The 14,826-nt window shown below is 65.1% G+C and carries 15 protein-coding genes; 8 read left to right on the top strand and 7 right to left on the bottom strand.

Features of this window, described 5'->3' with window-relative positions; genetic code table 11:
- Window positions 1–38 precede the first annotated feature (38 nt).
- Together CIT37_RS38600 and CIT37_RS38595 are read right to left on the bottom strand one after the other, a co-directional pair.
- A complete protein-coding gene (locus tag CIT37_RS38600; RefSeq protein ID WP_095425052.1) occupies window positions 39–530 on the bottom strand; it encodes a DUF3237 domain-containing protein in 492 nt (163 codons plus the stop codon).
- Window positions 531–572: 42 nt separating this feature from the next.
- Window positions 573–1,031, bottom strand: coding sequence for an ester cyclase (locus CIT37_RS38595; protein ID WP_095425053.1), 459 nt, complete (start codon window positions 1,029–1,031; stop codon window positions 573–575).
- 93 nt (window positions 1,032–1,124) lie between these two features.
- On the opposite strand from CIT37_RS38595, the gene CIT37_RS38590 reads away from it, so the two are divergent.
- Together CIT37_RS38590 and CIT37_RS38585 are read left to right on the top strand one after the other, a co-directional pair.
- A complete protein-coding gene (locus CIT37_RS38590; RefSeq protein ID WP_049801938.1) occupies window positions 1,125–1,736 on the top strand; it encodes a TetR/AcrR family transcriptional regulator in 612 nt (203 codons plus the stop codon).
- A gap of 107 nt (window positions 1,737–1,843) precedes the next feature.
- Window positions 1,844–2,596 carry a carbonic anhydrase gene (locus CIT37_RS38585; RefSeq protein WP_028140874.1) on the top strand — a complete coding sequence of 251 codons (753 nt, stop codon included), beginning with the start codon at window positions 1,844–1,846 and terminating at the stop codon, window positions 2,594–2,596.
- 177 nt (window positions 2,597–2,773) lie between these two features.
- Here CIT37_RS38585 and CIT37_RS38580 read toward each other — a convergent pair whose 3' ends face one another.
- The 5 genes from CIT37_RS38580 to CIT37_RS38560 all read right to left on the bottom strand — a co-directional run bounded on the left by CIT37_RS38580 (window position 2,774) and on the right by CIT37_RS38560 (window position 7,272).
- Window positions 2,774–4,417, bottom strand: a complete 1,644-nt coding sequence (locus CIT37_RS38580) for a lysine--tRNA ligase (RefSeq protein WP_095425055.1) — start codon at window positions 4,415–4,417, stop codon at window positions 2,774–2,776.
- Window positions 4,418–4,623: 206 nt separating this feature from the next.
- Complete coding sequence (locus tag CIT37_RS38575; RefSeq protein WP_095425089.1) at window positions 4,624–5,580, bottom strand: ABC transporter substrate-binding protein; 957 nt, start codon at window positions 5,578–5,580, stop codon at window positions 4,624–4,626.
- Between the two features lie 250 nt (window positions 5,581–5,830).
- A complete protein-coding gene (locus tag CIT37_RS38570; protein WP_095425056.1) occupies window positions 5,831–6,421 on the bottom strand; it encodes an SCO family protein in 591 nt (196 codons plus the stop codon).
- 24 nt (window positions 6,422–6,445) lie between these two features.
- The gene (locus CIT37_RS38565; protein WP_028140870.1) at window positions 6,446–6,640 is read right to left on the bottom strand and encodes a hypothetical protein; all 195 of its coding nucleotides are present in this window, start codon (window positions 6,638–6,640) and stop codon (window positions 6,446–6,448) included.
- 110 nt (window positions 6,641–6,750) lie between these two features.
- On the bottom strand, window positions 6,751–7,272 hold the full coding sequence (locus CIT37_RS38560; protein ID WP_028140869.1) for a hypothetical protein: 522 nt from the start codon (window positions 7,270–7,272) through the stop codon (window positions 6,751–6,753).
- A gap of 279 nt (window positions 7,273–7,551) precedes the next feature.
- Here CIT37_RS38560 and CIT37_RS38555 point away from each other — a divergent pair, with 279 nt between their 5' ends.
- The 6 genes from CIT37_RS38555 to pdeM all read left to right on the top strand — a co-directional run bounded on the left by CIT37_RS38555 (window position 7,552) and on the right by pdeM (window position 14,733).
- The gene (locus CIT37_RS38555; RefSeq protein WP_038973198.1) at window positions 7,552–9,210 is read left to right on the top strand and encodes an FAD-binding dehydrogenase; all 1,659 of its coding nucleotides are present in this window, start codon (window positions 7,552–7,554) and stop codon (window positions 9,208–9,210) included.
- Between the two features lie 3 nt (window positions 9,211–9,213).
- Window positions 9,214–10,131, top strand: a complete 918-nt coding sequence (locus CIT37_RS38550) for a CE1 family esterase (protein WP_028140867.1) — start codon at window positions 9,214–9,216, stop codon at window positions 10,129–10,131.
- A gap of 134 nt (window positions 10,132–10,265) precedes the next feature.
- The gene (locus CIT37_RS38545; protein ID WP_018320814.1) at window positions 10,266–10,616 is read left to right on the top strand and encodes a RidA family protein; all 351 of its coding nucleotides are present in this window, start codon (window positions 10,266–10,268) and stop codon (window positions 10,614–10,616) included.
- Window positions 10,617–10,772: 156 nt separating this feature from the next.
- On the top strand, window positions 10,773–11,138 hold the full coding sequence (locus CIT37_RS38540) for a nuclear transport factor 2 family protein (protein ID WP_038973207.1): 366 nt from the start codon (window positions 10,773–10,775) through the stop codon (window positions 11,136–11,138).
- A gap of 293 nt (window positions 11,139–11,431) precedes the next feature.
- Window positions 11,432–14,008 (top strand): ligase-associated DNA damage response DEXH box helicase, encoded by a 2,577-nt coding sequence (locus CIT37_RS38535; protein ID WP_038973196.1) that lies wholly within the window; start codon window positions 11,432–11,434, stop codon window positions 14,006–14,008.
- Between the two features lie 53 nt (window positions 14,009–14,061).
- Complete coding sequence (pdeM, locus tag CIT37_RS38530) at window positions 14,062–14,733, top strand: ligase-associated DNA damage response endonuclease PdeM (RefSeq protein ID WP_167456557.1); 672 nt, start codon at window positions 14,062–14,064, stop codon at window positions 14,731–14,733.
- Window positions 14,734–14,826 lie beyond the last annotated feature (93 nt).

The raw sequence follows: 14,826 nt of genomic DNA, 5'->3' as shown, positions 1-14,826 counted from the left end.
CGCTCACATGCAGCGCACTCAACGCATCCACGGAGCTCTCACAGCACTTCGAAGATCTTGTAGGCGACGGCACCTTCGACGAGGTAGCCCTTGCCGACGCAGACGACGTCGTTGAGCCAGGCATAGGTTTGCGAGCCGGTCTCGAACAGCGGATTGGTGCGGAAGTAGTATCCGGCGGGATCGACCTTGGTACGTCGCGCGGGATCCGCCATCTCGGCGCGCAAAGACTGCGGCGTCACCCAGCGGCCGCCATAGGTCATGTAGATCAACTCGCCATCATGCGTCCGCAACGACAGGCGCACATCGAGGGTCATGGTACCATCGGCGCGGAATAACGCCCAGTCACCACCGCCCCGCAGCACCTCACCGCGCAGGCGCGGCCCTTCGAACGAACCCTTGGCCGCCCCGAACAGCACGCGCTGCCCGATCGGCCCGGCGCCGAAATTGATGCGCGGATCGAGGTCGACGACGATGTCGAAGAGAAGCCTGGTCGCCACGTCACCGACGGGCTTGATGCGGGGATCGGCCATGGTCTGACGCTCCTGTTTCGTGGATGGTGTTGCGTCGGCGAGCTACGCTGCCTGCGTGGCTTCGCCGAACAGCTTGCGCCTGACCACGTCGGTCGAAACGCCGGATTGGGCGCAGAGCTCGGAGAGATCGAAGACGAAGCGCTCATTAGCGATCTTGTCGTCGCGAAAGGCGAAGGCGATGAACACGGGCAGCTCCGCGCGGCGCCCGTTGGGCTCGGCCCCGAAGCGATCCCCCGTCATCGTCATCCGCGCGGTGCCCCAGCAGACCAGCGTGTCGGCGGAATTGGCGTGGCCGTCGAGGGTGACGTGATAGTCCGGGAAGGACTTGAAGAAGCGCGTCAGGATGCGCTGGTTTTCGGCGAGGCCTCGCGCCCTGGTGCCGAAGGCCGGCGTCTCCAGCACCATGTCGGGATGCAGAACCTCCAGCGCCGCTGGGATGTCCTGCCGGCTCTTCGCGATTGCCAGCCTTTCCGCCAGCTCGAACATGCACCTGCCGTCCACGGCTCGTCTCGCAACATTCTAAATGTCTAATACATACATCATGTATGTTATATGCGGTTTGATACCAACGCGTCAAGCGTTAGGTTGTGCGCGATGCGGGCAAAGGATCCTCCGAGAAGTCGTCGGGAAGAGTACAGCGAGGCCACCAGGCAGGCGCTGCTCGATGCCGGCCGCGAGGCGTTTGCCGCCAATGGATTTCAGGCGGCGGGCATGGAGGCGATCTCGCGGGCGGCGCGGGTCACGCGCGGCGCGTTCTACCATCACTTCGCGGACAAGAAGGCGCTGTTTGACGCCGTCGTAGTCGCCATGCAGCGCGACGCGGCCGCCAGAATCGAGGCCGCGGCGCGCAATGAGCGCAAGATCTGGGATCGTCTCAGCGCCGGCATCGACGCCTATCTCGACGCCTGCGAAGAGCCGGACTACGCGCGCATCGTCATCCAGGAAGCGCAAGCCGTGCTCGGCGAGCCGCGCTATCGCGAGATCGAGGAGACCTATCCGACCGCGCTCCTGATCGCGACCCTGCGGGCGCTGAAGCGCGATGGCGAGTTGCACGCGGACGATGTCGATCTGCTCAGCCGGATGATCGACGCCATGATCTGCAAGATCGGATTGCTGCTGCCCCACGCCGACGATTCCAGGAAGCTGCGCAGAAACGGACAGAAGATCGTCGCCGCCGTGCTGGAGACCTTTCGCCAGAAGGTCTGAATCCGCTCCCGGCCCGCGATCGCCCTGCATCGCCATTGCGACTCACCGCCGCTCTCGCATAGGTTGCGGCCGATATTGCCGATCCAATTCATCTTAGGGGGAATATGATGAATCGCCGTCACGCATTGAAGGCTCTGGCGGGTCTTGCGCTTTGTCCGCTCTGCAAGCCGGCCTTCGCCGCCGAAGGCGCGCATTGGAGCTATGAGGGCGTCGGCGGCCCGGCCAAATGGGGCGATCTCGATGCGGCCAACAAGGCCTGCGCGGTCGGCCTGCAGCAATCGCCGATCGACATCGAGGGGACGATCAAGTCGCAATTGCCGGTTCTGAAGCTGAACTGGGGCAAGAGCGCCGACACCATCGTCAACAACGGACACACGATCCAGCTCAACTTCGCCGAAGGCAGCACGTTGATGCTCGGCGACGTCAAGTACAAGCTGCTCCAGGTGCACTTCCACCGGCCGAGCGAGCACATGATCGGCGGCAAGAATTTCCCGATGGAGGCGCATTTCGTCCATCGCAACGAAGCCGGCGGCCTCGCCGTGGTCGGCGTGCTGATGGCCGAGGGCAGGCCGAACCCGGCCTTCGGCAAGATCGTCAAGACCATGCCGGCGGCGGAAGGCCCCGCGGTGAAAGCGGATGCGGGCATCGATCCTCACGCCATGCTGCCACCGAGGCTCAGCTACTTCCGCTATCCCGGCTCGCTGACGACGCCGCCCTGTTCGGAAGTGGTCGAATGGCTGCTGCTGACCACCCCGATTCAGGTGTCGGCCGCCGAGGTCGCCGCGTTCGCAAAGCTCTATCCGATGAACGCGCGCCCGGTGCAGAAGGATAACAGGCGCTACGTATTGCGCTCGGCCTGAGCGAGCGCTCCAATGAGCGCTGTCGTCCCGGCGAACGCCGGGACCCATACCGCGTGATCTCTCGGAGAGTGGCGGTCTTCGTACCAACGCAGGCGCAACTACGAATCTTCGCCCAACTTCTCCCTGTGGTTATGCGGCCCCGCTTTCGCGGGGACGACGATGGAGAAAGCCGTGGCCTCACGCGCTCCGCGCCAGCGCGCCGTCGATCATGTTGACTGCGTTCTGCACGCCGTACACCGCGACGAAGGAGCCGAAGCGTGGGCCCTTCTCCTGGCCGAGCAGGACCTGGTAGAGCATGTTGAACCAGTCCAGCGTGACGCCGGGACGGCCGTCCTTGCCCTTCTTGACCTGATCGAGGAAGGGCTCGCGGCGGCCGATCTCGTAGACGACGTTCTGGATGTCCTCGGCAGATGCGTCCTGCGCAAGCTGTGACAGCGCATCGCGCAGATCCTGCAGTGCGCTGCGCTCGGTGTCCGAGGGCACGCGGAACTGCTTCGTCGGCGCGACGAAGTCGCGGTAGTAATTGATGGCGTAGCCGACCATCGCATCGAGCTTCGGATGCGTCTGCGGCGAAACGCCCGGACGATAACGGCCAATGAAGCCCCACAGCGTCTCGGCATTCTCCGCGTTCGACGACGACACCAGCGTCAGCAGGAGCTGGAAGGTGACGGGCATATCGCCCTGCGGCGGCTTGCCGTTGTGGATGTGCCAGACCGGATTGCCGAGCTGCTGCTTGTCATCCTGCCGGGCAAAGCCGTCGATGAACTGCTGATAGTCGTCGACGTTGCGCGGGATGACGTCGAAATACAGCCGCTTGGCCGCCTTGGGCTCGCGATACATGAACAGCGACAGCGATTCCGGTGAGGCGTAGCGCAGCCATTCGTCGATAGTGAGGCCGTTGCCCTTCGACTTCGAGATCTTCTGGCCCTGCTCGTCGAGGAAGAGCTCGTAGTTGAAGCCCTCGGGCGGCGTGCCGCCGAGCGCCTTGGCGATTGCACCGGATAGCTTCACCGAATCGATCAAATCCTTGCCGGCCATCTCGTAGTCGACGCCGAGCGCGACCCAGCGCATCGCCCAGTCGGCCTTCCACTGGCATTTTACATTTCCGCCGGTGACGGGCGTCTCCACTTCCTGGTTCGTATCAGGATCGACATAGGTCACCGTACCGGCCACGACATCGCGGCGGATCATCGGCACCTGGAGCACCACGCCCGTGGTCTTGCTGATCGGCAGGAACGGTGAGTAGGTGGCGCGGCGATCGGGGCCGAGCGTCGGCAGGATGATCGCCATCACCTTGTCGTAGGCAGCTAACATCTTGAGCAGCGTCGCGTCGAAGCGGCCTGATGTGTAGTAGTCCGTCGAGCTCGCGAACTCGTAGTCGAAGCCGAAATGATCCAGAAACGCGCGCAGGCGCGCGTTGTTGTGCGCACCGAACGAGGGGTACTCGTTGGAGAACGGATCCGGCACCCGCGTCAGCGGCTTGCCGAGATGCGCGGCCAGCATCTCCTTGTTGGGGACGTTGTCGGGCACTTTCCGAAACCCGTCCATGTCGTCGGAGAACGCCAGGAGGCGCGTCTTGACCTTGTCCTCGGTCAGAACACGGAAGGCATGGCGCACCATCGAGGTGCGCGCGACCTCGCCGAACGTGCCGATATGAGGCAGGCCCGACGGTCCGTAGCCGGTCTCGAACAGCACCTCGGCCTTCGGACTCTTCTTCAGCCGCGCGACAATGGCCTTCGCCTGCTCGAACGGCCAGGCGTTGGATTGTTCGGCGAGCGCACGAAGATCGCTCGGGCTCATGTTGGGATCGATAACGGACATTCAGAAGGGCCTCCGGGCCGCGGAAAATAGCGATTTCCGGGCAGAATGCAAAAGAACGGTTGTTGTCATTCCGGGGCGATGCGCCAGCATCGAACCCGGAATCCCGAGATTCCGGGTCTGGTCCTGCGGACCATCCCGGAATGACAATTCAACGATCTCGAGATTCCGGGTTCGCACTTCGCGCGCCCCGGAATGACGATCGATGGCTAAAACGGGCTCACCGAGAAATACCGCAGCCACAGATCGGTGTAGCGGCCTTTTTCCCAGACGCGGAATAGGGCCCAATTCAGGGCCTGGCGCAGCACGTCGTTGCCCTTGCGGACGGCGATGCCGATGCCTTCGCCGAAGAAACGGCTCTCGACGAAGGGACCGCCGGAGAAGGCGCAGCAATCGCCGGAATCGGTGCCGTTGATCCAGAACGCCAGCGAGATGGCGTCGCCGAAAATGAAATCGACCTCGCCCTTGCGCAAAGCGCTGCGGAGCGCGTCGTCATTGGGATAGCCGTGCAGCTCGGCGTCGGTGAACATCGCCTTGAGATAGGCCTCGTGCGCGGAGCCGGCGATGACGCCGACTTTCTTGCCCTCGAGATATTCCGGGCGGATCTCCGGCATCACCGCGTCCTTGCGCGAGGCGAAGCGCGCCGGCACGCGGTAATAGGGATCGGTGAAGTCGACCCGGGCGCGCAGCTGCGGGCTGACCGCCATCGAGGCGATGATGGCATCGCCCCGGTTGGAGGAGAGCGCATCGACCAGCGTCTCGAAGCGGCGCATCTGCACGGTGCAAGTGACCTTGATCTCCTCGCACAGCGCGCGGGCCAGATCGACGTTGAAGCCGGCCGGGTTGCCGTCGGCGCCGGTGAAATTGAACGGCGGATAGTCGGTCTCGGTCAGGAAGCGGATCACGGTCAGGCGCGACAGGTCCGGCCGCTCCGGTCGCCGCCGCGGATCCCAGAAGCCGGGTACGGCTTGCGGGGCGGCCTGCACCGCCCGAGGTGCGGCTTGTGGCGTCCCCTGTTGTGTTCCTTGGGGCGCCGCTGGAGGCTGCTGGGCCGGGGCCTGCGCCTCGGCGCCGGGAAGGCCTGCGAGCAGGCAGGCGCCGACGGCCAGCCCCGCCAGCAAGATACGGGCAGATTTGGACGATTTCGCCTGTTGCGATGGAGCCATCGGCCGGAAATGAACGAATTTCATTGGGATCGGAGGGCGTTATAGACCATCCCGGCGGGAACGCGAGTGCGGAATGCGGGCAAGGTGAAGGTCTGCTCCCCCCGCTTACGGGGGAGGGTCGGGGAGAGGGTGTCTCCTCTGGGCGAGAGCCCCCAGGGGGAGAGAGCCCTCTCCCGGCGCGCTGTGCGCGCCGACCTCTCCCGCAAGCGGGCGAAGTGCACCGCGCACGAGGCGCGATTGATCCGCCGAACTAGAGATACTTCTTCAAATCCGCTGCAGCCTCTTCCGGTGTGCGCTTCAGGTTGAACGGCGACACGAAGCGGCCGTCGCGGTCCATCAGATAGATCAGCGCGGTGTGGTCCATGGTGTAGTCGCCGTCCTTGGTCGGGACCTTCTTGGCGTAGACCCGGTAGGAGGTGATGACCTTGGCCGTCTCGGCGGGATCGCCGGACAGACCTTCGAGATGCGGATCGAAGCTCGACAGATACTCCTTCATGGTCGCCGGCGTATCGCGCTCGGGATCGACCGAGATGAAGACGGCATTGACCTTGTCGGCGTCCTTGCCCAGCGCGCGCAGCACTTCCGAGATCTCGAACAGCGAGGTCGGGCAGACGTCGGGGCAATGGGTGTAGCCGAAGAAGATCAGGGTCGGCTTCCCCTTAAGGCTCTTGTCGGTGACGGCCTTGCCGTTCTGATCGGTCAGCTGGAACGAACCGCCGACCGCGGCCGGCTGCGCCACCTTGCTGACCCCGCCCATGGCCCAGAACATGATCAGGAGGCCGATAACGAGGCTTGCGGCGAAGGCGGTCGCGATCACCAGCGGACGGGCGGCGGAACTCATGAGCGGAAAACTTCCTGTCGTGGATCAGAAGCAGGCGGCGAAGCCGGTCCTGATCATCTCGAAGAACATCTGCGTGCCGTAGTGGAACCACAGCGCCAGCGCGCCGAGCACCAGCAATCCGCCGATCCCCGCGCCTGCCAACAGCAGCACGAACGGCGTCCGGCCGGCAGTGGGCGAATTGTCCTGTAGCGGATGCGACGGGTGCAGCGGTTGAGCCATGACAACGATCGGGGGCGAAGGGCCCGGTTCCCAGCCCTCAGATAAGCTTTAGCCCGCCTGCGGGCAAGGCGCCGCCGGCGGGCCGGAACGATCTCGTCAGGCTAGAAGCGTCAGCGCAGGAGCTGGCCGCGGGCGGATTCGATCTGGTCCGTTTGCGGGAGGGGCCTGCGCGACGGCTTGTTGGCCGAGGCTTGCGCGTCCAGGTAGCAGGGCTTGTACATGGCCTGGAGCTGCTTGCCCTTCAGGAAGAGCATGTGCGGGGTGAGGCCGCCCCGCTGGCTGATCCAGCGCTTCACCTGCGAGGGATACATCGCGTAGAGCATCTGGGTCGCCTCAGTATTGGTGACGGCGCGGCCATTGCTGCCAAAATCCCAGGCGGCGTGGAAGCCGAGCGTCGCGCTCGAGGTCACGCAGATGCGGTCATGCGGGATGGCGCCGAGGACGATGGTGCAGGCGGAGGCGCAGAGGCCGTCGATGATGACGGTGTCACCGGACTGCCGCAGGTCCTGGTATTTGTCGACATAGGTTCCGATCCGGCCACCGCGGTCATCCGCGATCCGAACCACCGCGTGAGAGGCCCCCATGCCAGCGATCAGGAGGACCGCCGCAACCAACCCCGTCAGAAACTTCATTGTCCCCCGCCCCAGTCGAATTCGAATCTGCGTGTTCGGTGGTGATGCGCGACTAGCGTCTGTCGTAACCAAGGTTTTGTCTAGGCAGGCCGGCTCGCTCAAAACAAATTCAAATCCAGTGTTGCGTCCGCGCTGCACCCGATGGGTCTCTATCCCAAAGTGGAACAAGTTAATGATGTCTTATGCGTCACACCCTTGATCTCAGTTACAACCGTTGGCTTCAATCCGGGCGACTACAGGGGGGAACCTGTGGAGGGGGAAACATGGAGGGGGAAACACATGGCTGAAGAAACTGACGTCATCGTTGTCGGCGCGGGACTATCGGGACTGGTTGCCGCAACCGAGATCGCGGATGCGGGCAAGCGCGTGATCGTGGTCGACCAGGAAGGCGAGCAGTCGCTTGGCGGCCAGGCGTTCTGGTCGTTCGGCGGATTGTTCCTGGTCGATTCGCCGGAGCAGCGCCGGCTCGGCATCAAGGATTCCTTCGACCTGGCCATGCAGGACTGGATCGGTGCCGCGGGCTTCGACCGCGACGAGGACTTCTGGCCGCGGCAATGGGCCGAGGCCTATGTGGCGTTCGCAGCCGGCGAGAAGCGGGCCTGGTTGCGAGCGATGGGCCATCGCATCTTCCCCGTGGTCGGCTGGGCCGAACGCGGCGGCTATGACGCGATGGGCCACGGCAATTCCGTGCCGCGCTTTCACGTCACCTGGGGCACCGGTCCCGGCATCGTCGAGCCGTTCGAGCGCCGGGCGCGCGAGGCGATGAAAAGCGGCCGGCTGAGCTTCAGGTTCCGCCACTGCGTCGATGCGCTTTCGATCACCAATGGCACGGTGGATGGCGTCAGCGGCGCCGTGCTCGCCCCCGACACGATCGAGCGCGGCAAGAGCTCCTCGCGGAACGTTGTCGGCGAATTTGCGCTGAAGGCGCAGGCCGTGATCGTGGCGTCCGGCGGCATCGGCGGCAATCACGAACTGGTGCGGCAGAACTGGCCGAAGCGGCTCGGTGATCCTCCCAAATTCATGATCTCCGGCGTGCCCGAACATGTCGACGGCCGTATGATCGGCATCACCGAGAAATCAGGCGCGCGGCTGATCAATCGCGACCGCATGTGGCATTATGTCGAGGGCATCCAGAACTGGAATCCCATCTGGCCGCGCCACGGCATCCGCATCCTGCCCGGCCCCTCCTCGATGTGGTTCGACGCAACCGGCACACGATTGCCTGCGCCGCTATTCCCGGGCTCCGACACGCTCGGCCAGCTCAAATACATCATGTCGACGGGCTATGATTATTCCTGGTTCATCCTGACCCAGAGCATCATCAAGAAGGAGTTTGCGCTGTCGGGTTCGGAGCAGAACCCGGACCTGACCGGCAAGAGCTGGCGCATGACCTTGCGCCGCGCCACCAACAAGGGCGCGCCGGCGCCGGTCGAGGCATTCAAAAGCCATGGTGTCGACTTCATCGTACGCGACAAGATCGAGGACCTTGTTGCGGAGATGAACAAGCTTGCCGGCAGCGACCTCCTCAAGCTCGAGCACATCAGGATGCAGATCGAGGCGCGCGACCGCGAGATCGCCAACGCTTACGTCAAGGATGCGCAGGTGATGAACATTCACAATGCGCGCCGCTATATTGGCGACAGGTTGATCCGCACTGCCTCCCCACACAGGATCCTGGATCCCGCGCAGGGGCCCCTGATCGCGGTCAAGCTCAACATCCTCACCCGCAAGACGCTGGGCGGCTTCGAGACCGATCTCGACTCGCGTGTGTTCGGCGCCGAGGGCAGCGTCATTCCCGGCCTCTATGCGGTCGGCGAAGCCGCCGGCTTCGGCGGCGGCGGCGTGCACGGTTATCGCTCACTGGAAGGCACCTTCCTCGGCGGCTGCCTGTTCTCGGGCCGCAATGCGGGCCGGGCCGCGGCAAAAGCGGTGGGCTAGATCGTGCGGCTGTGGATGCGCATCGGGGCGGTGGTCGCGGCATTGGCCGCCGCGTCGGTCGCATCCGCCGAGACGATCGACGTCAACGGCGCAAAGCGCTCCTACACCGCGCAATTGCCGGCCAGGAAGCCGGCACCGCTCGTGATCGTGCTGCACGGCAAGACCCAGCGCGGCGCCGACATGGTCGCGCGGACGGCGTGGCCGCAGGTCGCGAAGCGCGAGGGCCTGGCCGTGGTCTTTCCGGACGGGCTCAACAATGCATGGGCGGATGCGCGAACCAAGGCGGGGCCTGCCCTGCGTGGACCGCCGGCGGGCACCGACGACGTCGCCTTCCTCGCAAAGCTCGTCGAGAAGCTCGTGGCCGACGGCACGGCCGATGCAAAGCGCGTCTTCATCGCGGGCGTCTCCAATGGCGGCGCCATGGCGATGACCATGGCCTGCGCCCGCGCCGATCTGTTTGCGGCAGGCGCGAGCGTGATCATGAACCTCACCGACGAGGCCGCCGTCACCTGCCATCCGTCAAGGCCGCTGCCGATGCTGCTCATGAACGGCACGGCCGACCTGCTGGTCCCCTACGAGGGCGGTCGCGGATCGAGCTATTTTGCCGCGGACGGGTTCTGGTCGACCGAGGAGACGCTGGCGTTCTGGCGCAAGCTCAATGGCTGTGAGACCGACGATGCCAGCGTGACTGACATGCCCGACAAGGCGCCCGCAGACCAATCGACAGTGACCCGGATCTCATCGCGCTGCCCGAGGGGACACGACGTCGTGCTCTATCGCATCAACCATGGCGGCCACCGCATGCCTGGATTTTCTCCGGATGCCCGCTTCCCGAGGGTCGCAGCCGGCCTGCTCGGGCCGCAGAACGGCGACATCGATGGCGCCGAGACGATCTGGGCTTTTTTCAGTCAGTTTCCGTGAGGCGCACATGCTCGGCGGTGACGGCATGCGTGCGGGGCAACGCATGCGCCGCAGGCAACGCATGCGTGCCCGGGGTGGCACGGCGCGAGGTGCTGGGCTAGACAGGGCCGCCATTCCAGTGAGGAGATCCGCAAATGAGCATTCAGCGTTTCGAAACCGGCCCGCGTATGAGTCAGGTCGTCGTGCACGGCAACACCGTCTATCTCGCCGGTGTCGTCGCCAACAAGGCCGCCGGCGAAAGCGTGACCAAGCAGACCCAGGACATCCTGGCCACCATCGACGGCCATCTCGCCAAGGCCGGCACCGACAAGTCGAAGCTGCTCTCGGCCACGATCTACATCACCGACATGAAGACGTTCGGCGAGATGAACGCAGTGTGGGACGCCTGGGTCTCGGCCGGCAATACCCCCGCCCGCGCCACCGTCGAAGCCAAGCTGGCGGCGCCGCAATACACCGTCGAGATCATGGTCACGGCCGCGAAGTAATCCTCACGACCAATTCGCATGCGAATGGAGCGCGATGACAACATCATCGCGCTCCATTTATTTCGCGCAACGATGACCTGCGAGGTAATCGATCGGCGCGCGCGATCCTTCGATAGTCAGGGACAGCCGAATACGGCGTCATCGAAGGAGAGCACCATGACCGACCCCGTCACCATCGCCCGCCGCTACATCGAGCTCTGGAACGAACGCACGGCCGGCCGGCGCCGCGAGCTGCTCAGCGACAACTGGACGAGCGATGCGAGCTATGTCGATCCCCTGATGAAGGGCGACGGCCGCGACGGCATCGAGGCGCTGATCGCAGGCGTGCAGCAGCGCTTTCCCGATTTCAAGTTCAAGCTGATCGGCGAGCCCAACGGCTACGGCGATCACATCCGCTTTTCGTGGGGACTTGGTCCCGATGGCGCCGACAGCCCGATCAAGGGCACGGATTTTGCCGTGCTGAAGGACGGCCGCATCCGAAGCGTGACCGGATTTCTCGATCAGGTGCCGGCCGGGGCGTGAGACCGCTGGTCCCCCTGGCTCGGGCGGGTAATCGCATCTGAGAGCGGTTCCTGAGGCCATCCTTCGAGACGCCCGCCGTTGGCGGGCCCTCAGGATGAGGGTCGAGTGCGCGGCTGCGGTTTCAACGAGCACCGATGCTGCTTAGCCTCATCCTGAGGAGACCGCGAAGCGGTCGTCTCGAAGGACGAGGCGCGCGCTCAAGTCGCGCAAAATGCCATATGTGATTGTCCTCCTCGTATAGAGGAGGGCAGCACCCCTCGACGAAGCCATCCCTACGGCTTACCTGTCATGCCGTGCCGCCCCGTATCCTCCAAACATCGGCCGAGCCGGCCGCGCTGCTGCCGAGCCGCTTCCAGCAATGGTTCGCAGCCCGCGGCTGGTCGCCGCGCGCGCATCAATTGGCGCTGCTGGAGAAGGCGCGCGAGGACGCTAGCGCGCTGCTGATCGCACCGACCGGCGCCGGCAAGACGCTGGCGGGATTTCTGCCGACGCTGGTGGAGCTTTCGACCGAGGCAGCCGAACGGAAGGCGGGTGAGAAACAGAGCCTCGTCTCCACCGGCCGCACGCTGCAGCGTACCGGCGGCCTGCACACGCTCTATATCTCGCCGCTGAAGGCGCTCGCCGTCGACATCGCGCGCAATCTGGAGCGGCCGATTGCGGAGATGGCGCTGCCGATCAAGGTCGAGACCCGCACTGGCGACACGCCGGTGTCGCGGCGGCAGCGGCAACGGCGTTATCCGCCTGATGTGTTGCTGACGACGCCCGAGCAGCTCGCACTGCTGCTGTCCTCGGATGATGCGCCGTTCCTGTTCTCCTCCCTGAAGCGCATCGTGCTCGACGAGCTGCACGCGCTGGTGACGTCCAAGCGCGGCGATCTGCTCTCGCTCGGGTTGGCGCGGCTGTGGCGGCTGGCGCCGCAGATGCGCGCGATCGGCCTGTCGGCAACGGTGGCCGAGCCGGATCAGCTCGCGCGCTTCCTGGTGCCGCAGCCCGGTGGCAAGGAAGCTGCCGCCGACATCGTCATCGCCGGCGGCGCGGCGCCACCTCTGGTCGAGATGCTGGATACGCGCGAGCGACTGCCCTGGGCCGGCCACAGCGCGCGCCACGCGCTCCCTGAGATTTACGAGCTGATCAAGGCGAACAAGACCACGCTGGTCTTCGTCAACACCCGCAGCCAGGCCGAGATGCTGTTCCAGAATCTCTGGAGCATGAATGACGACGGGCTCGCGATCGCGCTGCATCACGGCTCGCTCGATGTCGCGCAGCGCCGCAAGGTCGAGGACGCCATGTCGGCGGGACGCCTGCGCGGCGTGGTCTGCACCTCTTCGCTCGACCTCGGCGTCGACTGGGGCGATGTCGATCTCGTCGTCAATATCGGCGCGCCCAAGGGCTCCTCGCGCCTGATGCAGCGGATCGGCCGCGCCAACCACCGCCTCGACGAAGCCTCGCGCGCGGTGCTGGTGCCGGCCAACCGTTTCGAAGTGCTGGAGTGCCGCGTCGCCATCGATGCCATTGCCGAGAACGCGCAGGACACGCCACCCCTGCGCACCGGTGCGCTCGACGTGCTGGCCCAGCACGTGCTCGGCTGCGCCTGCGGCGAGCCGTTCCTCAGCGATGATCTGTATGGCGAGGTCTGCACCGCCGCGCCTTACGCAGACTTGTCGCGGACGGATTTCGATGACGTCGTCGATTTCGTCGCCTCCGGCGGCTACGCGCTGAAGACCTATGAACGCTTTGCCCGCATCAAGCAGGACAAGCAGGGCCGCTGGCGCGTCGCCAATCCCAAGGTGCGGCAGAGCTACCGGATGAATGTCGGCACCATCGTCGAGGACGACATGCTGAAGGTGCGCCTGGTGCGTTCGCGCCGTGGCGGAGCGGGGTCGACCGGCGTGATCGCGCGCGGGGGGCGGTTGCTCGGCGAGATCGAGGAAGCCTTCATCGAGGGCTTGAGCCCCGGTGACACCTTCGTGTTCTCAGGCGAGGTGGTGCGCTATGAAACCCTGGTCGAGGACCAGGTCTATGTCTCCCGCGCCAACGACAAGGACCCGAAAGTGCCGTCCTATATGGGCGGCAAGTTTCCGCTCTCGACCTATCTCGCCGAGCGCGTGCGCCGGTTGCTCGATGACGGCCGCGCCTGGGGCGGCTTGCCGGAGCAGGTGCGCGACTGGCTGTCGCTGCAAAAGGACGTCTCGCGCGTGCCGGCGGTGCGCGAACTCCTGGTCGAGAGCTTTCCGCGCGCAAACAAGCACTACATCGTTTGCTATCCCTTCGAGGGCCGCCTCGCGCATCAGACCCTCGGCATGCTACTGACGCGCCGGCTGGAGCGCGCCCGCGCCCGGCCGCTCGGCTTCGTCGCCAACGAATATGCGGTGGCGATCTGGGCGCTCGGCGATCTCTCCTTCATGATCCGCGACGGCCGGATCGACCTCAATGCGCTGTTCGACCCTGATATGCTCGGCGACGATCTGGAGGCCTGGCTCGCCGAATCCGCCCTGATGAAGCGCACCTTCCGCAATTGCGCGATCATCTCCGGCCTGATCACGCGCCGGCACACCGGCGAAGAGAAGAGCCGTCGTCAGGTGTTGTTCTCGACCGATCTCGTCTACGACGTGCTGCGCAAGCATCAGGCCGATCACGTCCTGCTGCGCGCCGCGCGCGCCGATGCCGCCACCGGCCTGCTCGATTTGCGCCGCTTGGGCGACATGCTCGCCCGCATCCACGGCCGCATCACGCACCGGGAACTCGACCGCGTCTCCCCACTGGCGGTGCCCGTGATGCTGGAAATCGGTCGCGAGTCAGTTTATGGCGAAGCTGCAGACGAGCTTTTGGCCGAAGCCGCCGTTGAGCTCGTCAAAGAGGCGATGGGATAGCAGCAGGTTTTGACGTGACGATTGGCGCGCAGGTTTCAGGAGACGTCGACGACATGCGCGTGTCCACAGTCACCATCAGCGATGTGACGTTCGCTGCCGATCTCTCCGGCGCGCTGTTCTGGGAAGAGCAGCGCCTGCTCGTCGTCTCCGACCTGCATCTGGAAAAAGGCTCCAGCTTCGCCGCCCGCGGCGTGCTGCTGCCGCCCTACGATACGCTGGCAACGCTGAGCCGTCTCGCCGCTGTCATCTCCCGCCATGATCCCGGCGTGGTCATCGCCCTCGGCGACAGCTTTCACGATCGCACCGCGCATGAGCGGTTGTCGCCGGATAATCGCGATGCGGTCACAGCGCTCCAGACCGGCCGCGACTGGATCTGGATCTCCGGCAATCACGATCCGATGCTGCCGCGCGATCTCGGCGGCACCATCGCCGACGAGGTCGCGATCGGCCCGATCACCTTCCGTCATGAGCCCACCGGGGCGCGCGGCGAAATCGCCGGCCATCTCCATCCCAAGGCGCGCGTCTCCGCGCGCGGCCGCTCGATGGAGCGTCGCTGCTTCGCCTCCGACGGGATGCGTGCGGTGATGCCGGCGTTCGGCGCCTATGCCGGCGGCCTCAGCATCCGCGACGCCGCCTTCGCAAAGATCTTTCCCGCCAACGGTTTGGTCGCCCATCTGCTCGGCGACCGCCGTGTCCACGCCATCGCGGCCTCGCGCTGCTCCTGAGGCGAAAATTGGGACAGCACTACGTTCAGTAGTTTTCCGGAATCGCACAAGCCCGTCGCCGGTTCTAACGTTAGGCTTGCCGGGGCTGGAATT

The sequence above is a fragment of the Bradyrhizobium ottawaense genome, from assembly GCF_002278135.3.
In the GTDB taxonomy this organism is placed as follows: Bacteria; Pseudomonadota; Alphaproteobacteria; order Rhizobiales; family Xanthobacteraceae; genus Bradyrhizobium; species Bradyrhizobium ottawaense.
Note: the sequence above shows the minus strand (reverse complement) of the source record. Positions and strands in the feature narration are given on the sequence as shown.